Below are 24517 nucleotides of genomic sequence, written 5' to 3'. Positions count from 1 at the left end.
AAAAATCTGCGGAAAGTGCTGACCAACAGTTTTTTCTGCCGCAAACCACTGCCGGATCCCCAAACCCCAAGACTTCTTTCAATCCGGCAGAGGTTTGGCGTTACGCTGCTTAACCTTTATTGTTTGCTGACATTCCCCCTGCTTTTTCATGTTTTCAGTCATAACAAACTGAATTCCAATAATAAAATCAAAACACACGGAAAAAGACGTCCCATGAATCCAACAGAGTTGCCCAAAAGTCCTTCTGACATGAAAAAAGCACTGATCGATCTTTTATGTAAAAAATCCGTTAAGGTATCAGAAACGGACAGTTTTACCCTTGCTTCAGGAAAAAAAAGCAATTTTTACATCAATTGCAAACCAACGGCCCTTGATCCCCAAGGAATGTTTTTCATTGGCCATCTCATCATGGAAGAACTGGAGAACAGTTCTGTTCATGCCATAGGCGGACTCACCTTTGGCGCAGATCCCGTAGCCATGGCCACAGCCTTTGCCTCGGGCCTGAAGGGTAAACCACTGCAGGCTTTTTCCATACGCAAAGAGCAGAAAGATCATGGTCTTATCCGCTGGGTTGAAGGGGATGTAAATCCCGGTGACAGGGTGGTAATCATAGATGATGTTGCAACAACCGGTGGCTCTACCATCAAAGCCATCAACAGAGCCATGGAAACAGGCCTTGATGTCTGCAAGGTTATTGTATTGGTGGACAGGGAAGAGGGGGGTATGGATAATATACGTCAGCATATCTCCGATGCTTCCGCCATACTGACACGATCTGAACTGATGGAACATTTTTTAAAATAAAAAAGTACCCGGTAAAGTTCTAATAATTTAACAAATTTTTACCGGGTACCGCCTTGACTGGAATGAATTTTCAGAGAATGCAAGCCCATGGCCAGTACCCCTCCCGAAAAAGCCATTATGGCACTGACCAGAAACATATCAGAACCTAAAGCGGCAAACCCCATACCTCCAACCAGGTATCCAACCATCAGTCCAAGGCCATAGGAGCTGGCATTCAGAACGGTCTGCCCTATGGTTTTAGCACCAGCATCCACAAGAATATCCATATAAAGAATCGTGGTCATATGAAAAACGCCATAGGTAATTGCATGTAAAAGCTGGCTTAAAACAATAACCATGGGATCAATGGAAAAAGCAAGCAGACACCATCGAAGAACAGCTGCCGCAAAAGAAAAAAGGATGAGGCTTTTTAAAGAAAAATAATAAAACAGGTATCTGGATCCAAGCATTACAAAAATTTCTGCAATGGAGGCCATGGCCCACACAAAGCCGATGAAATTACCTGAAAACCCTGCTTTTGAAAGATGAATGGAAAAGAATCCGTAATAAACACCATGACTCATGAGCATAATAAAGGTGACCAGTAAAAATACCATACTGTTTCCGGAAAAAAGACGGATGATATCTTTTTTATAAATCCGGACATTACTGTTCTTTTTTACAGGCGTATAAACGGCAAGCCATGCACCCGCAAGACTTCCTGAAAAAACAAGCCAGAGCACAATTGAGGGGGACAGAAAATCCAGCGCAATACCACAGCCCCATACGGCAATAATAAAGCCCACGGAGCCCCATAAACGGATATTCCCGTATCCAGATTTTTTTCCTCCCAGAAAACCAACGGTAAAGGCTTCCGTAAAACCAATAAGAGGTGAGTGAAAAAGACCATATACAAGCATAATCAGCAGCATCATCAAAAAAGATTCTGTTAAAAAAAAGAAACCCCATAAAATAAAAGAACTGAAATGACACAATAAAAAAACACTCCGGTGCATATGAAAACGATCGGCAATCCATGCCCATATCAGCGGAAAAAAAATAGCAGAAAATGTTTTTAAGGCGGTTATTATGCCTATCTGATTTTCTGAAAAACCAGCATAATGGCAATAGAGGGGAAAATATGGGAAATAAACACCAAGAACCAGAAAATAAAAAAAATAATTACCGGAAAACAAAAAAAAATTATTTTTAAAAAAATAAAGCTGCATACAGGACTATCCCATGTTATGATTTTTTAAAGAGCCAATGGACTCTGAAAAACGCAGACAACACCATATATTGAAACCAATACATTAAAAATCTGTTTATATTGTACATACATCTGGTATATTGCAATATTTTGTTAATTTTTCTTATCCCTTTTTATCTAAAATGACTGTAATTATTCAGCACAATTTATTTCGAACTGCCAATGCTGTCATTGCAGCAGCTTCGTACTGTTGCAAGGCTCCGAGGCTATTTGAAAGTGACATTGCAATCGTTTCGGATTCCGGCACTCAAGCCAGCAACCTAAAGCCTGCTATAAAAATAATAAGTTTTTTCAGGCTTGAGTGCCTGAGTGCTATAAAAGCGGCAAACTGTCTGAGCCGCCACAAAGGCAGCGTACTTAAGCCTGCCATGGTAATCAAAAAGCTTATCCTGCCTGTGGCGGAGAGTTTTTGCCGCTTCCGCACAGGGCAAGAAGCTCCCGAATCCGGCACTCAAGATCCATAGGCATTTCTGCTCCCGTAAAGGGCTTGAGTTTTTCAGCTTGAGTGCCGGATTGCGACACGGGCAAATAGCCTGGAGCCTGTGCATCTGTCTTGCAGGTATGATATGAAAAACTGTGCTGAACAGTTACAAATGACTTTAAAAAAACGGATCTTTCATATCGGGTCCGTCATTATGCAGGAGTAACGATGAAAATAAATATCACCATTGAAGCAACGCCCGAAGAAATCCGTGAAGCCATGGGGCTTCCGGATGTGAGAAATTTTCATGAAGAAGTTATGAAGGATCTTCAGGCAAGAGTCAAAGCCGCTCAGGATCCGAAAGAACTTATGAAAATCGTTTTTCCTGGTGGTGATGTTGGAAAAACCCTCTGGGAACAGACCATGAAAAATATGAGTCTTCTCAAGCCGGAATTTTCCATCAGACAGGAAAAAACAGACCCGGATAAACAGAAAAATAAAGCATAGGAGTTATTTTGATGAATACCATTCCATGGGCCTACATCCGTAAAGGCTGAAAAACCTGTCAGAAAGCCCTCGACGTGATCGGGGAAAACAATATGACTTTTATGGAAATTGAGGACGCCAGAAAAAATAAAATAGGAGACGATCAGTTAGAAAAAATTCTCGAAACAATAGAAACCATTGCCGTTTCTTCAGGAAAAAAATTTTACATATTCAATAATACAATTTCAGAAAAAAAACTTTTTACAGACAAAATTAAAGGTCCGGGAGGTAATCTGAGGGCTCCAGCCCTTTCTTTTAATCATACGCTTATCGTTGGCTTTCATAAAGAAATGTATGAACGTTTTCTATTTATAAAATAAAAAAATATGATGTTATTATTTTTCCATGTATATTCACTTCCATATTAAAAAAAATATTCAAAAATACTTGCTCCATAAGCTGCCTTATGTTTAATATGGAATAAATCCTTTTCCCGCCCGGTGCCGTTTCCGGTACCCGTCAAAAATACCCTTCATAAGAGAGAGGTCCAAATGACAAATCCTGCCGAAGAAAAAAAACTGGAAAAACGTTTTAGCTATGATCCTGAAAAAAATCGTTTTTATGTAAATTTTGAAAACTACAGTATTGACAGTGAAAGGGACATCCACCGCATTGAGTTTCTTGTTGCAGAGCAGCTTTCCCACCTTGACAAACGTGTAGATGCCATTGTAAATTATGAAAATTTTAATATAAAACAAGACCTTATGCAAAATTATACAAATATGGTCAATCGCCTGATGGAACACTTTTATGCGGGCGTAACCCGTTATACCACCAGTGCTTCCCTAAGAGAGGAACTGGGAAAAAGCTTGCAGCAGCAACAGGTGAAACCCAACTTTTACAGCAGTAACGAAGATGCAGAGCGTGCTCTGCAACCCTGATTTTTTACTCCTTATTTTTAAATAAAGAATCGAAAACGGCTAACTCCCTTTCGGATAAAGCCGTTTTTTATATGAAGATGAAAAAATTATCACAAAAATTTTCTTCACAAAAAGAAGATTTTTATGCATATTTTTCATATTTTTATTTCAAATAAGATCAGGATTTATTAAGGTCTTTGCGCATCCCGCTTTCGCTGTTATTCAAGAAAACAGATGCACTGCCAGAATATAAGTTCCGTTGAAAACACACCAAAAGAGGATAAAACTACCCTTAACAGGTAAATAATATCTGAAAAATGTTATTATAATCACCATACCTGATGATTTGGCCAGGTTAACACATACGAATAGAATCGAAATGCACCCGGCAAAATTTCAACTTTTTTCAAACATAATTACAAGAATCAGGCATTTTTAGCTACATCGAGCGAAAAATAAATTTTATTAATATATACAAATATTCTTTTATCAGAATAAAAAAATAATTAAGGAAAAACATAAATGGAAAAAAAATACGGATGGACCCCCGAATGTCCTGTAAATCTTTCAGAAAAAATCAGAGAAGACATCAAAGTGGCCATGAAACAGAAAGAGGATCATATTCGTGATGCACTTCGCATGATTATCAGTGAGTTTCCCAAACTAACAGTTCCTATAATCCTTGAATCCGGAAAAAAAAGTTTTAGATGCAAAAAAAATGAGGAAATAACAAATGAAGATGTTACAGGTCTGATACGGGGTCTTATAAAGTCAGAAAAAATACTGCTGGATGCAAAAAAAGAAACGACTTCTGATTTTATTGAGATTTTACAAGAATATATTCCAAAACCTGCAGATGAATATGAAATAAAAAAATGGATTGAAGAAAATTTGGATTTCACCTCCTTACAACACCCATCGGCTGGTATAGGCCTTGTCATGAAGCATTTTGGTGTACGTGCGGATGGTTTACTGGTAAAAAAGATTTTGGCGGACATGGTTTCTTCATAAACAAGGCCTTAAAAGGTAAAAATACTACTCTTGAGTAAGGATAGATCAATGAAAAACCTGATATCTGAAAAATATCGAGTCTTATTTTTTTTCATCGTTCTGGTTATTATATGTATTTTTTTTCTTATGTTTTTTTTAAATCAAAAAAGTGTAAAACTACCAAGAAATGCGGAGCAAAAAAGTTCAGAAAGTTTTACTTTTTTTGATGTTGGAGAAAACACGGTCCTTACAAAGGCAAAGTTAAAGGATTTAAGAAGAATTCTTGGTCAGCACAGGCTGGAAAACCTGACGCCTGTCTATCTGGATTTTGTTCACAGAGGCTGGCTTGCAAAATATTTTCCAGACTTGGAAGCCTTTGATATTGTTTTTGAAAAACCCAGACTCCGGGATCCCATAGCAAGCAATACCATTAAACTGCATTACCGTTATGCCCATCAGAAAAATATTCCTTTCCGTGATATTCGTTTTGTTTTTTCAAGATATACCAACAAGCCCCTTTTATTGTTTTTAAGGCTTCCCGGAGACGGAAATATTGTTATCAACAACCTTAAAAATACCCATGGAATGCCACAAACCATTGAAAACGTAAAAATACCAGGTCCGGGTCCTGTTTATTTCTGGGAAAGGGGCGAGGATCTTCTGGTTACATCTGTTTTATCTGATCGTTATGGGAAACCGGAAACCCACATATTCATTTTTTATGGCAAAAATGCAGAAATCTTCAAACAAACAATCATGGAAAAATATCCGGAACCTGATATCAAAACAGGTTTTTAAAACAAAAGAAGGGGTATCCCTGGAAAGGACACCCCTTTATTTATGGATAAAAGAATCATTCTTCATTCCTGCTGTTGCGCAGGGGCTTTAAAATAATCAGAAATTAAAATGCTCTTCTATAAATTCATTTCGGGTAATAATCCCTTTTAAAAAATTAATAATCATTTTATCCTCCTTATATTGAACAAGAAATGTAAATCTTTCTTTTTTTGCAATGCACCAAAACCAGCCTGAACACAATTTAAAACAGTCCTTCTTTATGTCAAGACAAAAACATATATAAACACCAAAAAAGGTTTTATTTGAATATTATTCTTATAAACAAAGAAGATTTTTTATCTAAAAATACGGTATGCATTTCTGATTCAAGACTTGTTCACATAAGGAGTGTGTTGAAAATACAGAAGGGCGACAGTATCCATGTTGGAATAACCAATGGATCCATGGGTGAGGCGATCCTAACAGGAAGGGATGAGAATGCAGATTTCTTTTCCGTTAACTGCTCTGTTCCTCCGCCTCCACCGGTTCCGGTAACACTTGTTCTGGCACTTCCCAGACCCAAGGTACTCAGACGTATTCTTCAGGCCATCGCATCTTTAGGAATCAAACATATTATCCTTGTCCATACCTTCAGGGTGGAAAAAAGTTACTGGCAGACTCCTTTTTTGTCTGCAACAGCCCTTCGCGAACAGCTTGTTTCAGGACTGCAACAGGCAAAGGATACGGTTTTACCTGAAATACAGATAGAAAAAAGATTCAGACCCTTTGTGGAAGACCGTCTTCCTCTTATATTGCAGAATAAAAGAGGTTACATTGCCCATCCCTATACGGATTCATCCCTGACCATATGCCACAACAAGGCCTCCGTGCTTGCCATTGGCCCCGAGGGTGGTTTTATTCCCTTTGAAATAAGCCTTCTTGAAAAAGCAGGGATGTATTCGTTTTCCATGGGGCCCCGCATTTTAAAAGTTGAAACAGCTCTATCCGTTTTAGTATCCAGATTTCTTCCTTTTTAATTTTCAAACCATTTTTTTTAAAAAAACTTGCAAAACAAACAAGGCTAACTATATTTTTTTAAAAGTTGATGGGTATTTTTCAATCCTGACCATACTTTTTTTAGCACCGACTGCTTTTTATATATTCATGCGTACCAATTGATGAAGGAGATCTCCATGAATTACATTAAAATTCGTTTTGGTTCGGGATTTGACCATTCCCGTTCCTGCGGAAGATCCGTTTCTGACATGTTTGGTTCTGTAAATCCCATGTTTTCCCTTGGTCAGCGCAGATGGAATCCTCCCATGGATATTTATGAAACGGAGGATGAAATCATTATTCTTGCGGAAATAGCCGGAGTTGAAAAAGAAAACCTTGAAATAGAAATCAGTCATAAAGCCATCCGTATCCATGGAACCCGTAACTGCAATATCGCCATGGAAAATACCACCTACAGACTGGCAGAAATTTTTTACGGCTGCTTTGAGCGTGTTCTTTTTTTGCCGACAACCATTGATACGGAAAAAGTCAATGCTTCATACAGTAACGGATTTCTTGAGATACACTTAAGCAAACAGAATCATACAGGTATCCATAAAGTGGAAATCCAGTCCGACTAATCTAAAATACTTTCAAGATATCCGGAGGTGAGCGATGCAGGAGCAGCAGCCGTCACTGGAGTTAAGCCAGGAAAAATTACCCGAAGTATTACCCATACTGCCCCTTCATGATGTCGTTCTTTTTCCCAAAATGGTTTTACCCCTCATTGTCCGTCAGGAGCAGTCCATCCGCCTTATTGATGAAGTGATGGGAAAAGACCGTATGGTTGGTTTTGTTGCCGTAAAAAAGAACAAGGGCAATACCTTTACAACCCCAGAAGAACTGTATGAAACCGGTTGCGGTGCCATTATTCTTAAAATGGCCAAAGGTGAAGACAATAAAACCCAGTTGCTGGTACAGGGCATCAGCCGTTTTACCATTAATAAATACCAGTCTGAAAACCCTTATCTCATTGCAGGTATCAAACAGATTGAAGAGCCTGAGACAAAGAGCAAGGAAATTGATGCTCTGATGTCCAATCTCATGGACCTTTACATACAGATCGTTGAATTATCCCCGGGCCTCCCCCAGGAAATGCTCCAGATGGCAAAAACCATTGATGAGCCGGGTATTCTTGCGGATATGGTTACTTCCACCATCAACACCACCCATGAAGAAAAACAGAAGATTCTTGAAATAACAGATCTTAAAAAAAGGCTTCGGGAAGTTACAAAAATTGTCAATTATCAGCTTGAAATATTGAAAATCGGCTCAAAAATTCAGACCCAGGTCAAAGAGGATATGGGTCAGAAGCAAAAGGAATTTTATCTCAGGCAGCAGTTGAAGGCCATCCGTGACGAACTGGGTGAAAGCGATGAAAGCAGTGTGGAAGTTGATGATTACCGTGCAAAAATTGCTGAAAAGGATCTTCCAGATGAGGCGAGAAAAGAAGCGGAACGGGAGTTGAAAAGACTGGCCAGAATGCATCCTTCTTCTGCGGAATACAATGTTGTCACAACCTATCTGGACTGGATGATATCCCTTCCATGGAATCATTCCACTGAGGATGTCATTGATATAAAAAAAGCCAGAAAAATTCTGGATGATGACCATTATGGCCTTGAAAAAGCTAAAAAACGTATCCTTGAATACCTTGCAGTCCGTAAACTGAAACCGGATTCAAAGGGGCCCATCATCTGCTTTGCCGGCCCTCCGGGAACAGGCAAAACATCCCTTGGCCGGTCCATAGCCAAGGCCCTTGGACGTGAATTTGTTCGCATGGCCCTTGGTGGTGTCAGGGATGAAGCGGAAATAAGGGGACACCGCAGAACCTATGTGGGCGCACTTCCGGGAAGGATTGTTCAGGCTCTCAGGAGGGCAGGAACGGATAATCCGGTTTTTATCCTCGATGAAATAGACAAGCTGGGAAATGATTTCAGGGGAGATCCATCTTCAGCCCTCCTTGAGGTTCTTGATCCTGAGCAGAATCATTCCTTTGTGGACCATTATCTGGATGTACCCTTTGATCTTTCCAAGGTGATGTTCATCACAACGGCCAATGTGATCCATACCATTCCACCGGCATTGAGGGATCGCATGGAAGTTATTGATCTTTCAGGCTATACCCTTGATGAAAAAATTAAAATATCCAATAAGTATCTCATCCCCAGACAGAGAAAGGCCCACGGCATTACATCCAGCCAGATTACCTTCACCACCGGTGCCGTGCGCCATATCATTGAAGATTATACAAGGGAAGCGGGTTTAAGAAATCTGGAAAGGGAAATTGCATCCCTGTGCAGGGGGGTGGCCAGCCGGATCGCCGAAGGAGAGGCTGAAACCGTTGCCATTAATGTTATGAATATTCCCCGCTATCTGGGGCCTAAAAAAATTCATTCGGAGGTCAATACCAATATCAAGGTTCCGGGAGTTGCCGTTGGTCTTGCATGGACACCCGCAGGCGGAGACGTTCTTGTGGTGGAGACAAAGGCCATGAAGGGTAAGGGCAGGCTGACACTTACAGGGCAGCTTGGTGACGTCATGAAGGAGTCTGTGTCTGCTGCCATGAGTTTCATAAAGTCTGATGCTGTGCAACTTCATATTCCGGAAGATTTTTTTGAAAAAAATGACCTTCACATCCATGTTCCCGCAGGAGCCATTCCAAAGGATGGGCCTTCAGCCGGTGTGACCATGCTGACAGCCATTACATCCCTTGCAACACAGAGAAAAATCATCCCGAATCTGGCCATGACCGGTGAAATTACCTTGAGGGGTGAAGTGCTTCCCGTGGGGGGGATCAAGGAAAAGGTACTTGCAGCCCACAGGGCAGGAATGAAGACCCTGATTCTTCCAAAGTGGAATGAAAAGGATACGGAGGAAATACCCAAAAAAATAAAAAAAGAAATACAGTTTCACTTCGTGGATAAAATGGTGGATGTACTGAATATCGCCCTGGAGCAGGAAGCAACGGAGAAAAAAAACAAGGTAAAAGAAAAAAAAGCAGGAACAAGGAGGATTACAAAATCAAAACCTGCTGAAAACTGATTTTAATTAGCATACAAAAATCCCTGTACATTTTGCATCATGGTACAGGGATTTTTATATTTTTACATATCTATCATGGTGACTTCCAGGGCGTTGTTCTGAATAAATTCCCGTCTGGGCTCCACCTCATCTCCCATGAGAAGGGTAAAAATTTCATCCGCCACAAGGGCATCTTCTATTTTTACCTTTAAAAGCCTTCTTTTTTCAGGGTCCATGGTGGTTTCCCACAACTGGTCCGGATTCATTTCTCCAAGACCTTTATAACGTTGAATATTGATGCCTTTTTTGGCTTCTTCTGTTATTTTTTTATAAAAAGCCTTTAAATTATCAACGGAATCTGTATTTACGGATTCTTTGGCCTTTATTTTAAAAGGCGGTCTGTTCCATGGCTCAATTTTAATATGTAAATCAGCGCATTTCTGATATTCCTGAGAAAAGATAAAGCTTCTGCCAATACGCACAGCCTTTTTTTCACGGACGCTTGCATAATCTTCTTCGAGGGAAATTTTTCTTTCCGGCGGTGTTACAACCAGCTCAAAAATATCCCGCTCTTCATTCCACATGAACTGGTTTATTTCATAATCTGAAGCAAGAAGACGGTCATGCACCTTTGTCATGATTTCTTCATTTTTTAAATTCCCTTTTTCCCGGATACCTTCATCCAGCAGAATATCCACAAGCTCCGGCTCATACCCCCGCCTGCGCAGTTTTTCCTGATTGATCATAAAAACATCCAGCTGACTTAAAAAATCATAGAGATCATCAGAGCTAAGGGACAGCTCTTCCTCTCCCACACGGACCTGTTTCAGATCACAGATTCTTCTGAGCAGATACCTGCTGTATTCGTTTTCATCTTTCAGATAAATCCCTCCCTTTCCTTTTCCAATGCGGTAAAGGGGAGGCTGGGCGATATAAAGATAGCCGTTTGAAATAATTTCAGGTGTCTGTCTGTAAAAAAAAGTCAGAAGAAGGGTTCGGATGTGAGAACCATCCACGTCCGCGTCCGTCATGATAACAATTTTATGATAGCGGATTTTTTCTATATCAAATTCTTCCCGGCCTATGCCTGCACCCAGGACAGTGATGATATTTTTGACTTCCTCACTTTTTAATATTTTATCAAAACGGGCTTTTTCTACGTTCAGTATTTTTCCCTTAAGGGGTAAAATTGCCTGAAACCGTCTGTCTCTGGCCTGTTTTGCCGAGCCCCCGGCAGAGTCCCCTTCCACAAGGAAAAGCTCCCTTTCAGCAGGATCAGAAAACTGACATTCAGCCAGTTTTCCGGGGAGTGTGGCGTCGGCCATTCCTCCCTTGCTCCGGGCCAGATCCCTTGCCCTTCTGGCTGCTTCCCTGGCACGGGCAGCTTCAACGGCCTTGACAATAACTTTCCTTGCAACAGCAGGATTTTCTTCAAAAAAAAGGCTAAGCTTTTCATTGACAAGGGATTCCACAAGTCCCTTTACTTCAGAATTGCCCAGTTTGGTTTTGGTCTGTCCCTCAAACTGCGGTTCCTTGATTTTGACACTGATAATGGCTGTCAGACCTTCACGAACATCTTCTCCGGATATTTTTGCCTGCATGTTTTTAGGTATGTGGTCACCGGAGGCATAGGCATTCAGAGTACGGGTAAGGGCGCCTTTAAATCCACTGAGATGAAAACCACCTTCAAGGGTATTGATATTGTTTGCAAAGGAATGAATTTTTTCATTAAAGGAATCATTGTACTGGATAGCCACTTCTATCTGCACGTCATTTCTGTTTCCTTCAATAAAAATAGGATCATGGAGAATGGTATGCTGGCGGTTCAGATATTCCACAAAGGAGCGAAGACCGCCTTCATAATGAAAATCATCCCTTTCATCGGATCTTTCATCCTCTATGATAATTCTTACGCCCTTATTCAGAAAAGCCAGCTCACGCATGCGTCTGCTCAGAACTTCATAGATAAAATTATCCGTGTTCATCACCGTTGTATCGGGTTTAAAATGCACTTGAGTTCCATGCAGATCCGTATCACCGATAACGGTCAGTTCCGAGGTTTTTTTGCCCTTTGAAAAGGTCTGATAAAAAACATGGCCCTTCTGCCAGATGGTCAGTTCCAGAAGGTCAGAAAGGGCATTGACAACGGATATCCCCACACCATGGAGACCGCCGGATACCTTATAGGTATCATTATCAAATTTTCCCCCGGCATGGAGTTTTGTCAGAACCACTTCCGCAGCGGGGACACCTTCTTTTTCGTGAATCCCCGTAGGAATACCCCTTCCGTTATCCCGCACAGTCACACTGTTATCCGTATGAATGGTTATCTGTATCTTATCACAGTAACCAGCCATGGCTTCATCTATGGAGTTGTCCACCACTTCATAGACCAGATGATGCAGTCCTTCGCTCTCGATGTTTCCTATGTACATGGAAGGGCGTTTCCGGACAGCTTCAAGGCCTTCAAGGATTTTTATATTTTTTTCTGTATAGGTATTTTCAGTCATATTCTTATATTTTTATTGGCATAATTACTGATGTTAAATAAGAATCAGACTTTCCTTTAATGATACAGGGTGTCTGATTATTCCGTATGAAAACATGGGCATCATCTTCTTCTATCAGAGATAAGGCATCCATGAAAAATTTTGGATTAAAAGCAACTTCAAAGGGTTCTCTTTCATAGGATATGGAAAGCTCCTCATGGGATTCTCCAAGGTCAGGATTGGATGTCATGAGGGTCAGTTTGTTTTCCTCAAAGGAAAAGATGATGGACCGGAAATCATCATCGGAGAGAATGGACATTCTCCTGAGACTCATGAGCAGTTCCTGCCTTTTAAATTCAATAAGACTATCAGGATCTTTTCTCATGATATCCTGATAGCCGGGAAATCCCCCCTCTAGCAGGGTGATGGAAAATATTTCACTTTCCTTTACAACCACAAAGCGGTTGTTTAAGGCACCGATTCTGACAGGCATGGGAGAATCAAGGAATTTAAGGAGTTCACCAAGTCCTTTTTTGGGAATCAGTATATATTTTTCTTCTCCCTGAAAAACAAAGGAATGATCCGACAGCATGTCATATTTAACCATTCTTTTAGAATCTGTGGAAACTCCCCTCAGAAAGGTCTGTTCTTCTTCGTCCGTATGGGATTCAAAAAAAAGCCCTTGGGTATAAATTCTTTTTTCATCCGCCTGGGAGGGGATGGATAGATTTTTTTCTATGAGTTTTTTAAATTGAAAACTGTCCACAGCAATCAATTCTGTTTCCGTATCCTTTCCTATTTCAGGAAAATCATCGGGATTCATCCCCACAATGTGAAAAAGGAGATTGTTTTCTCCTATTTCTATCCAACGGTTTTCTATTTCATTTAAAAGAATGGTGTCGGAAGGATAACTTTTTAATATTTCATATAATTTTTTAGCATTAATACAGACACTGCCCGGAACTTCCACCTCCGCCGGATAGATACCGCTGAAATCGGTTTCAAGATCCGTTGCTTCTATCTGAATGGTTCCATCCCCTTGTCCCGTAAGACGAACCGTAGAGGTTATAAAAAGGTTGGTTTTTCTTCCTGATATTCCCTGTATTTTTGCAAGAACTTCACATATTTCATTTTTTATCAGCCTGCACTTCATTTTTTTCTCCGTTTTTTTGATGCTTTTTTATCAAATGGAAAATTATTTTAAGCCCTGCAAAAAAACCTTTTCTTTTTACCAGCCTTTTTTGCTTTTTACAATTTTTTGTTTTTTATTCTTTTTTAAATATAAAAAACCAATAATAAGCAGAACGATTTTTTGTTTATAAATGAATTATCTTTTTGTTTTTTTTGATAATATTTTCTTTTTTTTCTGTTTTTTCTTTTTTGGGTAAATGTTTAAAAAAAGGCTTTTATGTTTACTTGTTTTTCTTTGTTTAAAACCTGACAATTTATGAAATTTTTATTTTAAGCGTTTTTTCAGGGTTTGTTCATGGCCTGTCTATAACTTTTTCAGGTATGAATTTTACCTTCATTGGATTTTTTTACCCACTCCCTCATAAGCAGAAGGGTATTGTTCCATATTTCTCCTGTCCTTATTTTTATAAAATGAATGAAAAGCTTATCTGTAATTTCATAGGCCTTATGTATTAAAAAGAATTTTTCAATAACAGCACCTTCTGTCTCTTCAATTTCTTTTATGGATGCTGTTTCCGGAGTTTTTAATCCGGATAACCCTAAATGTTCCCCCTTCAGTGTGAGGCTCCACTCATGCTCTCCTGATGTGAAAATGATCTGCATTTCAGTGACAACAGCCCCCTTCTGCAGGGCTACCATGGCTTCTTCCAGTCCTGCGGTATCTCCCTTTATGGTGAGGGTTTCAATGCGGTCATCTCCGTAGCGGTTTTGTAGAACCATGCGATTTCCAAGGCGCAGATCCGTTATTTCTTCATGAACTTTCTGGAAAATATCATCCTGGGTTTCAGATATAAACCAGAGCCAGGTTAAAAATTCCTGACCAACAAAACTGAAACGATTATATGCAACGGCAATATCAAGCATTCTTTTACTCCGAAAAACGAACAGGGCTTAAGGTTGAAAAACGATCTTTTTCAATGTCACTGAGTTCATTGCTGAACATGGCTGCCGTATAGGGAAAGATCCGGACAAGATGGAGACCGAAGGTTTTTAAAAAAAGCGTTTCCACTTCTTCATTGGCGGCTTTCTGGCTGGAAAAAAAGTAGACTTCTTCGGCTTCCATATCCCACAGAATATCATAAATATTGGGTGTTGCAGGAATCCTGAGCAGAAGGGAGGCTTCAATATCTTCCTTTAGTGCTTTTTTTTCATTTTTTGACAGAAATTCCTTTCCGGATTCCTGAAGACGCTTCTGTGTTTCTATGGTAACCATTTTTTTCAGTATCCTGGAGGGTACCGATTTTTTGTCAATGCGCAGGCAGAAAAGGAGGTGGGTTCCAAAAATTATTGTTTTTTCTGAAAAATCAGATAAATAATGGGATTCGAAAGGTGTCCATCCGCTGGTAAAAAAGGATGCGGGATCTTCTGTTTCCGGGAATCGGTTATTGTTAATTTTTTCTCTTATGGTCTCAAGGGATAAGGTTTCTTTATTGCCCTCAACACGGTATCTTGTAAGGGCAGTGGATGCGGAAAGCAGGGCCATGGGACTCCATTTGTAAAATCATAGGGTTATTGTAGATGTTTTATTAGGACCTTGTTTTCGGCTGAGGATGAAATATACAGCAGAAAATAACCATATACCATTAGCACGGATTCGATAAAAAAGCATCTGTGAAAAAAACAGGAAAAATAATGAATATAAAGCATTGTCTTATTCCGGGTAAGGGTGTCGGCGGGCTTGTTTTCGGTATGCTGGAAGATCAGGTGGAAGCCTTGCTGGGTGAGGCGGATTTTAAGGATATTATTGATGATGGAGACTCAGGAAAGACAAGGGTTCTTTATTATTTTGATCAGGGCCTGACCCTTTATTTTGATGAGGAAGATGCTTTTCGTTTTGGATGCTTTGAGGTGGAATCCATGGCATTTGATCTTTTTGGTGAGAATATTGCCCGTTTACCCAAAAAAAAGCTGAAAAATTTTCTTCAGAAAAACAACATACATGAAATTTTTGAAGAAAAGGATGAGGAACAGGACTTTTTTGATATCGATGCTTTATCTGCCACCTTTTATTTTGAGTTTGATACGCTGATTTCTGTCCAGATGGGTTTTTTTACGGATGAGAAGGATCAGCCCATCTGGCCTGCAGAGGAATCCTGAACAAATGAGATATATAGCGGACCTGCACATCCATTCAAAATTTTCCATGGCAACGGCTTCTTCCCTGGATCTGGAGCATCTGTATCTTTCAGCCCAGTATAAGGGGATTTCCCTTGTGGCAACGGGTGACTGTACCCATCCCGGCTGGTATGGAGAGCTTGAAAGTAAGCTTGTACCCGCAGAAGCGGGGTTTTATAAGCTTCATCCGGAAATATCTGGAAAACTGGATGCTCTGGTTCCTTCTGCCTGCAGACGTGAGGTCCGCTTTATTCTTTCTTCTGAAATCAGCTGTATTTATAAAAAAGACGGCAAAGTCCGTAAAAACCATAATCTTGTCTATTTTCCGGATCTTGAAAGTGTAAAAAAATTCAATCTGCGTCTGGGCCGCATAGGAAATATTGTTTCCGACGGAAGACCCATCTTAGGTCTGGACAGCCGGAATCTCCTTGAGATGGTTCTGGAAACCCATGAACATGCTTTTCTGATCCCTGCCCATATCTGGACGCCATGGTTTTCACTTCTGGGGTCAAAATCAGGTTTTGACAGCGTGGAGGCCTGTTTTGATGATCTTACGCCCCATATTTTTGCTGTGGAAACGGGCTTATCTTCGGATCCTCCCATGAACAGGCGGGTTTCCTTTCTGGATCATCTGACCCTTGTTTCCAATTCAGATGCCCATTCTCCCGGAAACCTTGGCAGGGAAGCCAATATTCTGGATACGGAATTTGATTATATGGGCTTGTACCATGCCCTGAAAGATCAGAATCCTGAACGTTTTCTCGGAACCTATGAATTTTATCCCGAAGAGGGGAAGTATCATCTGGATGGTCATAGAAAATGCGGTGTACGTCTGACACCGGAAGAATCCATGAAACTGGGGGGACTTTGTCCTGTATGTGGAAAAGCACTGACCCTTGGGGTGTTATACAGGGTTTGTGAACTCTCAGACCGCAGTGAGCCGGAAGAAAACGGACATATTCCCTTTCTCAGCCTTGTGCCTTTAAAAAATATTCTCTCGGAGATACAGGGTGTTGGACCCAATACCAAAAAAGTGGGTAAAAGTTATGAACAGATTATCAACGGTCTGGGTCCGGAGTTTTCCGTTCTTTTTGAAATGGACATCAATGAGGTGAATGCTCTGGGGATTCCCCTTTTGGGCGAGGCCATCCTGCGGGTCAGGGAAAACCGTATCCATATTCAGGGAGGATTTGACGGAGACTATGGAAGGGTTGAAATATTTTCAAAGGCGGAAAAAAAAGAACTGTCTCCCCAAAAAAGCCTTTTTCCATCGGCAGATATAAAAAAAACAGAAAAAAAGCCCTCAGTAAAGGTTCATTCGCTGTCTTCTTCCCTTCAAAAAAGAAATGTGCCCCAGGTAAATAAGAAGCATATGGCAACATCGGGGCTGAACAACGAGCAGGCCGAAGCCGTAGCCTGTAGCCGTGGACCCTCCTTGATTATCGCAGGGCCAGGTACGGGAAAAACCCATACACTGACCTGTAAAATAGCCCATATGATAAGGGAAAAAGCAGATGAAGATGCTCTTTTTCTGGCCATAACCTTTACCAATAAAGCCGCTGAAGAAATGAAGGAAAGACTGCAGCAGCTTGTTTCTGATCTCTCATCGGTGATGATTTATACCTTTCATGGACTTGGATATTTCATTCTGCAGGAAGCAGGAATGGAGCCCCGCATTCCGGATGATTATCTGCATCGGATGATTGTTAAAAAAAGTGTGGAAAAAAGCGGTCTGAATCTGCGGATAAAAAGGGCGGCGGAGCGTATTTCCCAAGGCAGACGCCTGATGGCTTCCGGCGGAATGCCGGAAAAAGAAGACGGATATCTTATTGATATCTATGAAAAGGAACTGAGCCGTTTGGGCTTTTTTGATTTTGATGATCTTGTCATCCGGGCGTTTCATGTTCTTTCGGAAGACAAGGATCTATATGATCGTATATGTGGAAAAGTCAAAGCTCTTTTTATTGATGAATATCAGGATATTGATTCGGTTCAATATGCTTTTGTCAGACTTTTGACAAAGGATATGAACAGGATTACCGCCATAGGAGATCCGAATCAGTCCATTTATGGATTCAGGGGGGGAGATCCCGGGTATTTTGATTCTTTTATGAAAGACTGGCCTGAAACCAGAGTCTTCCACCTTGTCCGTAACTACCGGTCCACGGACAGGATTCTTGAAACAGCCTGGGAGCTTTTGTCTAAAAAGGAAAAAATGGATGCATCCCTCAGGGTGTTTTCCGATATATCAGGAAGATCTGTTGTTCTTCGATCTTGCAGGGATGAATATGAAGAAGCGGAGTGGCTTGCCGATCGTATTCAGAAGGGGATCGGAGGAACAGGGCATCAGGCCATTTATGCGGGAAAGGACGACCATGATGGTGAGCGCTGGGGTTTTTCTGATATGGCCGTTCTCATAAGAACGCGGAAACAGGCTGAGGTCATAGAAAAGGTATTTTTAAAAAGAGGCATTCCCTTTGCATCCGCATCGGAAAAACGGTTCCTTGAAAATGAAGAAATTCAGAAAATCATATCCCTCTTTCGTGTGGTAACGGGCATGGCCGGCGTATGGAATCTTTTTAAGCTGCCATTGGATATGAAAATAAAAGACTCTTTTCTTCTGGAATGTATGGATGAAAATCTTAGAATTTCTGCTCTTTTTGAAAAACATGAGGAATTGAGACCCCTGAGGGATGTTGTTATGGAGATCCAAAAAAGCTGTCCCTCCCTTTCAGACAGCAGGGAGGTGGTGGCATCCATTTTTTCTTTTTTGGAAAAGAGTCCCTCATTCACAGGGGGGCCTTTTAAAGAAGGTCTTCTCTCTCTTGCAGAAAACCGGTCTCCGGAAGATTTTTTGAAAAGCGTAAGTCTGAACAGGGAGCTGGACGGTCTGGATTTTAAGGCTGAAAAAGTAAGGATTCTGACCATGCATGCTTCCAAGGGACTTGAGTTTCCTGTTGTTTTTATGCCGGGCTGTGAAGCAGGATGGCTGCCCTACTCCGGTGGCGAATCCTTTCATGTATCAGACGAAGAGGAAAGACGGCTTTTTTATGTGGCCATCACAAGGGCAGGCTCCTCTCTGTGGATGAGCTGGGCCGGGAAAAGAAACATTTTTGGCATTTCCCGGAAAAGAGAGGTATCCCCCTTTGTTCTGGAACTTGAGACCCTGCTGGAAAAGGAAGAAGAAAAAAAGCAAAAGGTAAAAAAGGTCAGAAAAGACGGGCAGATGAATCTTTTTTAGTAATTATTCAGAACAGTTTATTTCGAACTGCCAATGCTGTAATTGCAGCAGCTTCGTACTGTTGCAAGGCTCCGTGGCTATTTGCAGGTGACATTGCAATCGTTTCGGATCAGAGCTTTGCAGGCCTGTGCGAAAGAAGCGGCAAACTGTCTGAGCCGCCACAAGGCAGCGTGCTTAAGCCTGCCATGGTAATCAAAAAGCTTATCCTGCCTGTGGCGGGGAGTTTTTGCCGCTTCCGCACAGGGCAAGAAGCTCCCGAATAAGATTGCGTCACGGGCAAATAGCCTGGGGCCTGTGCATCTGTCTTGCAGGTATGGTACTTGGAAAACTGTGCTGAACAGTTACCTTTTTTAAAAAGAAGCAATATACTTCCTGTATGCCTGCGCAAGTGTTTATCAAATCCTGTGAGGCTTGATATGGGCTGATCGGGTGGGGATGTGGGGCTATCGTTATAAAAAAGCGGATATAAAAAATGATACGTCATATATCACTTGTCAATTTTTTTGTTTTTTTTATCCACGCACTCCTTTTTTTTTATGGAGAGGCGGCTGCAGATATTTATATGTATGTGGATGAAAAAGGGATTGTCCGTTTTACCAATACACCCACATCCTCCAACTACAAGTTTTTTATGAGTGAGAGAGGGGATAAAAAGGGGAGTGACACTGGAAAACTGACTTTTTATGATGAAAATATCCGGGTGGCGGCAAATTATCACGGGGTGGACCCATTTCTGGTGAAGGCTGTGGTCCGGGCGGAATCCTCCTTTAACCCGAAAGCCGTTTCACCTAAGGGTGCCCAGGGACTCATGCAACTGATGCCATCGACCAGCAGGGAACTTGGAGTGAGGGATCCCTTTAATCCAAGGGAAAACATTATGGCAGGAACAAGGTATCTGCGCATGATGCTGGATATGTTTGAAGAAGATGTGGAACTGGCCCTTGCCGCTTACAATGCGGGTCCTTCCACGGTTAAAAGATACGGTGGTGTGCCGCCTTTTTCTGAAACCCTTAATTATATCAAAAGGGTTTTAGAATTCCGTGAAGAATACAGAAAATGAGACCTTTTTTTAAAGAACAAAGGAGACAGCATCTGTCTGCATACCCTGATGAATCCGGTGCTTTTGCAGATCCTGGCTCCTTTGCTTTAAAAAACTATATAATTTCAGTCCATTGGAAAGAATCTTCCTTTTCACCATACTGAATGCCTGTAATTTCATCAAAAAGCATGGTGGATATGGGACCGGCAACGCCATTTTTTATGGTGAGAATATGATCCTTGTAGCGGATGGTGCCCACAGGAGAAATAACAGCGGCGGTTCCTGAGCCAAAGGCTTCACTTAACTCGCCTTTTTCATGGGCCTCACAGATTTCATCAATGGAAATCCTTTTTTCAGAAACAGACAGGCCATTTTTTCTGGCTACCTGTATCACCGTATTGCGGGTAACACCGGAAAGAATACTGCCATTGAGTTCAGGGGTGACAATGGTATTGTTGATTACAAAGAAGATATTCATGGAGCCCACCTCTTCTATGTAGCGGTGCTCTTTGCCATCCAGCCATAAAACCTGCGTGTATCCTTCCTTCTGGGCTTTTTCTGAGGCATAAAGGCTGGCTGCGTAATTCCCTGCGGTTTTTGCCTCCCCCACGCCACCGGGTACGGCACGGACATACTCGCTGGTTACCCATATTTTTACAGGATTAAAACCTTCGGGGTAATAGGCTCCCACAGGAGACAGGATGGTAAAAAAAAGATAGGTATGGGAAGCCCGTATTCCAAGGAAGGGGTCGGTTGCAATAATGGTGGGGCGGATGTAAAGAGAGGTACCATGGCTGGAAGGAACCCAGTCTTCTTCTATACGGATCAGTTCCTTCAGGGCGTCAAGGACAGAATCCCTTTCTATTTCGGGGATGCACATGCGTCTGGCGGAACGGTTGAAGCGGTCAAAGTTGTCCTTTGCCCGGAAGAGCTGAATTTGATTGTCTTTACGCCTGTAGGCTTTGAGACCTTCAAAAATGGCCTGACCGTAATGGAAAACCGTTGTGGACGGAGGAAGTGAAAAATTATCATAGGGAACAATGCGCAGATCATGCCAGCCCTTTTCAAGGCTGTAATCCATGAGAAGCATGTGGTCTGTAAACCGGGTACCAAAACTGAGTTCATGGTCTTCGGGTTTTTTTTTGGGGTGCCTGCTGGCTGTAAAAGAAATATTCATGGGGTTTTTCTCCGGATTTTGAGGAACTTTAAAAGATGTCGGGGGGTATTTTATACCTTGTTTTCGTTTTTATACAGGTGTTTTTACTGATGGGATAAGGAAAGTTCTGCTTTTTTTATTAATACCGGATAAAATTTGAAAAAAAATTCAATGGTATGGAAGGAAAAAAATTTATGAGTGATCAGGAATATGTGAACGAGGCAGTTCCCGTCCAGTTAACCAGAGAAAGCCGTTTCTGCTTCGACTGCCATCCGGGGGTTCCCTGTTTTACGGATTGCTGCCGGAAAATTAATATCATGCTGACTCCCTATGATATTATCCGCATTAAAAACCGTATGGGAATTCCTTCCGATGAATTTCTTGCCGTATATACGGAACCTCAGATTCTTGAAAAAACAGGCCTGCCCGTACCGGTAATGCGCCTTCTGGATGATGAAAAACAGTCCTGTCCCTTTGTCCGGGACGGGGAGGGTTGCATCATTTATGCCGATCGTCCAAGTGCCTGTCGTTATTATCCCATAGGCATGGCCACAAGAAGCCACATGGAAGACGTGGTTGAGGGTACACAGGATGATTTTTTCTTTATGATCAATGAAGAACGCTGTAAGGGGCATCAGGAAACGAAAGAATGGTCCATAGCAGAATGGCGCATGGATCAGGGCGTTGATCTTCAGGACAGGATCAATGAGGGATGGACGGATCTGATTGTAAGGAAAAAAAGTTTTGGTTTTACCATGGATATGACAGAAAAGAGCAGAAAACTCTTTTTCATGGTCTGTTATAATATTGACGGTTTCAAAAGATTTGTATTTGAGTCGGATTTTTTAAAGATGCACAATATTTCCGATGAAATTATTCAAAAAATAAGTGAAGATGAAGTTACATTGCTGCAGTTTGGTTTTGACTGGCTTCAGGCCATTCTTTTCAAGCGGGATCCGGAAGGACGTTTTTTGGTGAAAGAAGAGTTTGCCGGAGCAAGAAAAAAATAAATTTTTAATGCCTTATGTCCGGGTATCTCTGTGTCAGGATTCACCATGAAGGGAATCCTGACACAGTTTTTTGTACGGCCTCTTATGCGGGCGTTTCTGTGTATTCTTCCGTATAGTAAAGATGTTTCCAGTATTCAGGATTGTTCAGTCTCTCTTCTATATCCACATCAAAGAATGTTGCTGCAAAACCCAGTACATCGGGATTTTTCTGATGAACTTCCCTTGCTGTGGCCAGAACAAATTCAAAACCTTTTTGTGTCATTTTTCCTAAGGGTTTTCTGCAGGGGCCTGAAGGCATACCGATAAGCTGCATCAGTGTTTTCAGGGCGAGAGGGTTTCTGGCACGGCAGGCAACCGGGCCATAGGGGGTTTCTTCCTGGGTGGTGACGGTGACCAGCCGGAAAAGGGGCTCTATATCCGAAAGAATCTGCTGTGCCCTCTGGGTTTCTCCCCTTCCAAGGCAATAGGTCATTTCTGTGATCAGTGCCGGAACGATATTGGAAGCCACGGATATAATGCCGGAAGCAGCAATGTAAGGATCTGTCATCATGGGAAAGGTGAGGGCATCATCTCCTGAGAAGATAAGAAAATCCTTGCCACAGCATTCCCGTGTGCGGCGCATATTGTCGAGATCGCCCGTAGCCTCCTTCACACAGCGGATGTTTTTATACTGCTGATGCAAAACAGCGAGGTCTTCGGGAAACATCTGGGCACCGGTACGGCCGGGGATGATATAGGGAATAATATCTATATCAGGAACGGCTTTTGCTACGGGTGCAATGTACTCTCTTCTTATTTCAAGGGAGCTTGGACCGTTATAATAAGGATCTACCAGTAAAATGGCATCCACTCCGCAATCTGCGGCATGGATGGCCGCATTCATGGATTCTGCGGTATTGTTGCTGCCGGCACCGGCAATACACAGGGCCTTATCCTTACATTTTGAGGCAACGGTTTTAATGACCGTATTATGTTCTTCCCAGTTAAGGGTGGGGCTTTCTCCCGTTGTTCCCACGGCAAGAATGCCCGTAACTCCGGATTGAAGCTGGAAGTCCACCAGTGCTTCAAGGCCCTTGTAATCAACGGTGTTGTTGGTCATGGGGGTGACCAGCGCAGTATAGCAGCCTGTGCGCATATAAAACTCCCTTCATATGGTTAAAAATAAACAGCCAGAAAAAATCAGATATTTTGTCCGGACAAACCGGATTCATTTTTAATAAAATATAAATATTTTTATGGTTTATTGTGAAAAAATTCTGTAGGGCACCATGGGTATTTTTTTTAATTACAGACTGTCGGCTACCATATATTTTATGATTTGACAATATTTAACCCTTTGGGAATACAGGAAAGACAAATATCCTTGACAGAAAGGGACGGCCCATACTAACGGAACACCTTAAGTAATTTTTGTTGTTTTATGATAAAGGTTCATGGTTTTGTAATTATTCAGCAGCTTCGTACTGTTGCAAGGCTCCGTGGCTATTTGCAAGTGACATTGCAATCGTTTCGGATCAGAGCTTTGCAGGCCTGTGCGAAAGAAGCGGCAAACTGTCTGAGCTGCCACAAAGGCAGCGTGCTCAAGCCTGATATGGTAATAAAAAAGCTTATCCTGCCTGTGGCGGGGAGTTTTTTGCGCTTCCGCACAGGGCAAGAAGCTCCCGAATAAGATTGCGTCACGGGCAAATAGCCTGGGGCCTGTGCATCTGTCTTGCAGCTATGGTACTTGGAAAACTGTGCTGAACAATTACATGGTTTTTTTTATTATCCTTCATCCATTGTTCTTATGGATGATCTGCAAGGCTGGGCAGGGAGATACGCAGGGATTACATGTCCATGGAATTTTTTTTGAAAAGTTACACTTTAAGGGGATGAAAAAAAATATGCATAAAGCACAGAACGCCGATGAATATATAGCAAAGCAGCGGATGGCACTGGCATCCAACTCCGAGTGTGGTGCGACGCACTACAATCTGGCCGTGGCCCTCATGGGTCAGAAAAAATATGAGGAAGCGGAATCCCATCTGCACGAGGCCATCTCCTGCAGCCCCAATCTCGCGGAAGCCTTTGTGCAGCTGGGTGCCATCTGCCTCCAGAGGGGAGACGAGGAAGGTTGTCTGCATTATAATAAAAGGTCCATCAAGGCGAGGGCCGGTTTTTCTCCGGGATATGCCAACATAGGATACCTTGAGCTGCAAAATGGAAATATAGATGAAGCCGTTAAGCATCTCAGAAAGAGTATTGTTTTTAATTCAAAAAACATTCAGGCTTTCACAACGCTGGCAACCGCCTATCTGATGCAGGGGCTTCTGGACGAAGCCATTGAAGCCTGCAGGCAGGCCATAGAAATCAATCCGGATTTTCCCATATCCTATAACAATCTGGCGGTGGCTTACCTTGAAAAAGGGGACTATGACCAGGCCATTGAAAATGCCGACAAAGCAGAATCCCTTGGATACCCACTGGCAGAAGGCTTGAAAAAAGAGCTGGACTCCCACAGGAAAAACGTATGACGCTGACAAGCGGCAGTGCAGCCGGACGGCCATGGC

21 protein-coding genes are annotated in these 24517 nt (G+C 41.9%); 14 read left to right on the top strand and 7 right to left on the bottom strand.

Translation table 11 applies throughout. The features are described 5' to 3' along the window. Positions 1-213 precede the first annotated feature (213 nt). Positions 214-804 carry an orotate phosphoribosyltransferase gene (gene pyrE, locus LZ24_RS02935; protein WP_246118502.1) on the top strand — a complete coding sequence of 197 codons (591 nt, stop codon included), beginning with the start codon at positions 214-216 and terminating at the stop codon, positions 802-804. A gap of 38 nt (positions 805-842) precedes the next feature. On the opposite strand, the gene LZ24_RS02930 is transcribed toward pyrE, so the two are convergent. After that, positions 843-2012: an MFS transporter gene (locus LZ24_RS02930; protein WP_144682179.1), complete on the bottom strand. Its 1170-nt coding sequence runs from the start codon at positions 2010-2012 to the stop codon at positions 843-845. Positions 2013-2702: 690 nt separating this feature from the next. Here LZ24_RS02930 and LZ24_RS02925 point away from each other — a divergent pair. From LZ24_RS02925 to lon, 8 genes are all read left to right on the top strand, one after another. Next, positions 2703-2981 (top strand): DUF6489 family protein, encoded by a 279-nt coding sequence (locus LZ24_RS02925; RefSeq protein WP_144682177.1) that lies wholly within the window; start codon positions 2703-2705, stop codon positions 2979-2981. 92 nt (positions 2982-3073) lie between these two features. Then, a complete protein-coding gene (locus LZ24_RS02920; RefSeq protein ID WP_144682176.1) occupies positions 3074-3340 on the top strand; it encodes a hypothetical protein in 267 nt (88 codons plus the stop codon). 171 nt (positions 3341-3511) lie between these two features. Further along, positions 3512-3901 (top strand): hypothetical protein, encoded by a 390-nt coding sequence (locus tag LZ24_RS02915; protein ID WP_144682174.1) that lies wholly within the window; start codon positions 3512-3514, stop codon positions 3899-3901. 501 nt (positions 3902-4402) lie between these two features. Then, positions 4403-4891, top strand: a complete 489-nt coding sequence (locus LZ24_RS02910) for a GatB/YqeY domain-containing protein (protein ID WP_144682172.1) — start codon at positions 4403-4405, stop codon at positions 4889-4891. 48 nt (positions 4892-4939) lie between these two features. Then, a complete protein-coding gene (locus LZ24_RS02905) occupies positions 4940-5668 on the top strand; it encodes a hypothetical protein (RefSeq protein ID WP_144682170.1) in 729 nt (242 codons plus the stop codon). 302 nt (positions 5669-5970) lie between these two features. After that, positions 5971-6684: a 16S rRNA (uracil(1498)-N(3))-methyltransferase gene (locus tag LZ24_RS02900; protein ID WP_144682168.1), complete on the top strand. Its 714-nt coding sequence runs from the start codon at positions 5971-5973 to the stop codon at positions 6682-6684. A 156-nt stretch (positions 6685-6840) separates the two neighbouring features. After that, positions 6841-7284, top strand: coding sequence for an Hsp20/alpha crystallin family protein (locus LZ24_RS02895; protein ID WP_144682166.1), 444 nt, complete (start codon positions 6841-6843; stop codon positions 7282-7284). Positions 7285-7318: 34 nt separating this feature from the next. After that, a complete protein-coding gene (gene lon / locus LZ24_RS02890) occupies positions 7319-9748 on the top strand; it encodes an endopeptidase La (protein ID WP_144682164.1) in 2430 nt (809 codons plus the stop codon). 62 nt (positions 9749-9810) lie between these two features. On the opposite strand, the gene gyrB is transcribed toward lon, so the two are convergent. From gyrB to rdgC, 4 genes are all read right to left on the bottom strand, one after another. Next, positions 9811-12237: a DNA topoisomerase (ATP-hydrolyzing) subunit B gene (gene gyrB / locus LZ24_RS02885; RefSeq protein ID WP_144682163.1), complete on the bottom strand. Its 2427-nt coding sequence runs from the start codon at positions 12235-12237 to the stop codon at positions 9811-9813. Positions 12238-12241: 4 nt separating this feature from the next. Continuing rightward, on the bottom strand, positions 12242-13369 hold the full coding sequence (dnaN, locus tag LZ24_RS02880) for a DNA polymerase III subunit beta (protein ID WP_144682161.1): 1128 nt from the start codon (positions 13367-13369) through the stop codon (positions 12242-12244). 353 nt (positions 13370-13722) lie between these two features. Continuing rightward, positions 13723-14271, bottom strand: a complete 549-nt coding sequence (locus tag LZ24_RS02875) for a hypothetical protein (protein ID WP_144682159.1) — start codon at positions 14269-14271, stop codon at positions 13723-13725. A 4-nt stretch (positions 14272-14275) separates the two neighbouring features. Then, complete coding sequence (rdgC, locus tag LZ24_RS02870; RefSeq protein WP_144682157.1) at positions 14276-14890, bottom strand: recombination-associated protein RdgC; 615 nt, start codon at positions 14888-14890, stop codon at positions 14276-14278. A 149-nt stretch (positions 14891-15039) separates the two neighbouring features. Between rdgC and LZ24_RS02865 the strand changes: the two genes are divergently transcribed. The 3 genes from LZ24_RS02865 (at position 15040) to LZ24_RS02855 (ending at position 19823) form a co-directional block, all read left to right on the top strand. Beyond that, positions 15040-15504 carry a hypothetical protein gene (locus tag LZ24_RS02865; RefSeq protein WP_144682155.1) on the top strand — a complete coding sequence of 155 codons (465 nt, stop codon included), beginning with the start codon at positions 15040-15042 and terminating at the stop codon, positions 15502-15504. Between the two features lie 4 nt (positions 15505-15508). Further along, positions 15509-18763 carry a UvrD-helicase domain-containing protein gene (locus LZ24_RS02860; protein WP_186442897.1) on the top strand — a complete coding sequence of 1085 codons (3255 nt, stop codon included), beginning with the start codon at positions 15509-15511 and terminating at the stop codon, positions 18761-18763. A 472-nt stretch (positions 18764-19235) separates the two neighbouring features. Beyond that, positions 19236-19823, top strand: coding sequence for a lytic transglycosylase domain-containing protein (locus LZ24_RS02855; RefSeq protein WP_144682151.1), 588 nt, complete (start codon positions 19236-19238; stop codon positions 19821-19823). Between the two features lie 94 nt (positions 19824-19917). On the opposite strand, the gene LZ24_RS02850 is transcribed toward LZ24_RS02855, so the two are convergent. Then, positions 19918-20979 carry a branched-chain amino acid aminotransferase gene (locus LZ24_RS02850; RefSeq protein ID WP_144682149.1) on the bottom strand — a complete coding sequence of 354 codons (1062 nt, stop codon included), beginning with the start codon at positions 20977-20979 and terminating at the stop codon, positions 19918-19920. A gap of 173 nt (positions 20980-21152) precedes the next feature. Here LZ24_RS02850 and LZ24_RS02845 point away from each other — a divergent pair, with 173 nt between their 5' ends. After that, entirely contained in the window at positions 21153-21968 is an 816-nt protein-coding gene (locus tag LZ24_RS02845; RefSeq protein WP_144682147.1) for a YkgJ family cysteine cluster protein, read from the top strand. A gap of 82 nt (positions 21969-22050) precedes the next feature. Here LZ24_RS02845 and dapA read toward each other — a convergent pair whose 3' ends face one another. Next, positions 22051-23103, bottom strand: a complete 1053-nt coding sequence (dapA, locus tag LZ24_RS02840) for a 4-hydroxy-tetrahydrodipicolinate synthase (protein WP_144682145.1) — start codon at positions 23101-23103, stop codon at positions 22051-22053. Positions 23104-23851: 748 nt separating this feature from the next. On the opposite strand from dapA, the gene LZ24_RS02835 reads away from it, so the two are divergent. Next, complete coding sequence (locus tag LZ24_RS02835) at positions 23852-24481, top strand: tetratricopeptide repeat protein (RefSeq protein WP_144682144.1); 630 nt, start codon at positions 23852-23854, stop codon at positions 24479-24481. Positions 24482-24517 lie beyond the last annotated feature (36 nt).

The sequence above is a fragment of the Desulfobotulus alkaliphilus genome (genome assembly GCF_007830435.1).
Lineage (GTDB): Bacteria > Desulfobacterota > Desulfobacteria > Desulfobacterales > ASO4-4 > Desulfobotulus > Desulfobotulus alkaliphilus.
The sequence above is the reverse complement of the archived record's forward strand: the minus strand, read 5'-3'. Positions and strand labels throughout refer to the sequence as shown.

Coding starts and splice junctions, on each gene's coding strand:
- pyrE (WP_246118502.1), top strand. CDS start 214: ATGAATCCAACAGAGTTGCCCAAAAGTCCTTCTGACATGAAAAAAGCA.
- LZ24_RS02930 (WP_144682179.1), bottom strand. CDS start 2,012: ATGCAGCTTTATTTTTTTAAAAATAATTTTTTTTTGTTTTCCGGTAAT.
- LZ24_RS02925 (WP_144682177.1), top strand. CDS start 2,703: ATGAAAATAAATATCACCATTGAAGCAACGCCCGAAGAAATCCGTGAA.
- LZ24_RS02920 (WP_144682176.1), top strand. CDS start 3,074: ATGACTTTTATGGAAATTGAGGACGCCAGAAAAAATAAAATAGGAGAC.
- LZ24_RS02915 (WP_144682174.1), top strand. CDS start 3,512: ATGACAAATCCTGCCGAAGAAAAAAAACTGGAAAAACGTTTTAGCTAT.
- LZ24_RS02910 (WP_144682172.1), top strand. CDS start 4,403: ATGGAAAAAAAATACGGATGGACCCCCGAATGTCCTGTAAATCTTTCA.
- LZ24_RS02905 (WP_144682170.1), top strand. CDS start 4,940: ATGAAAAACCTGATATCTGAAAAATATCGAGTCTTATTTTTTTTCATC.
- LZ24_RS02895 (WP_144682166.1), top strand. CDS start 6,841: ATGAATTACATTAAAATTCGTTTTGGTTCGGGATTTGACCATTCCCGT.
- lon (WP_144682164.1), top strand. CDS start 7,319: ATGCAGGAGCAGCAGCCGTCACTGGAGTTAAGCCAGGAAAAATTACCC.
- gyrB (WP_144682163.1), bottom strand. CDS start 12,237: ATGACTGAAAATACCTATACAGAAAAAAATATAAAAATCCTTGAAGGC.
- dnaN (WP_144682161.1), bottom strand. CDS start 13,369: ATGAAGTGCAGGCTGATAAAAAATGAAATATGTGAAGTTCTTGCAAAA.
- LZ24_RS02875 (WP_144682159.1), bottom strand. CDS start 14,271: ATGCTTGATATTGCCGTTGCATATAATCGTTTCAGTTTTGTTGGTCAG.
- rdgC (WP_144682157.1), bottom strand. CDS start 14,890: ATGGCCCTGCTTTCCGCATCCACTGCCCTTACAAGATACCGTGTTGAG.
- LZ24_RS02865 (WP_144682155.1), top strand. CDS start 15,040: ATGAATATAAAGCATTGTCTTATTCCGGGTAAGGGTGTCGGCGGGCTT.
- LZ24_RS02860 (WP_186442897.1), top strand. CDS start 15,509: ATGAGATATATAGCGGACCTGCACATCCATTCAAAATTTTCCATGGCA.
- LZ24_RS02855 (WP_144682151.1), top strand. CDS start 19,236: ATGATACGTCATATATCACTTGTCAATTTTTTTGTTTTTTTTATCCAC.
- LZ24_RS02850 (WP_144682149.1), bottom strand. CDS start 20,979: ATGAATATTTCTTTTACAGCCAGCAGGCACCCCAAAAAAAAACCCGAA.
- LZ24_RS02845 (WP_144682147.1), top strand. CDS start 21,153: ATGAGTGATCAGGAATATGTGAACGAGGCAGTTCCCGTCCAGTTAACC.
- dapA (WP_144682145.1), bottom strand. CDS start 23,103: ATGCGCACAGGCTGCTATACTGCGCTGGTCACCCCCATGACCAACAAC.
- LZ24_RS02835 (WP_144682144.1), top strand. CDS start 23,852: ATGCATAAAGCACAGAACGCCGATGAATATATAGCAAAGCAGCGGATG.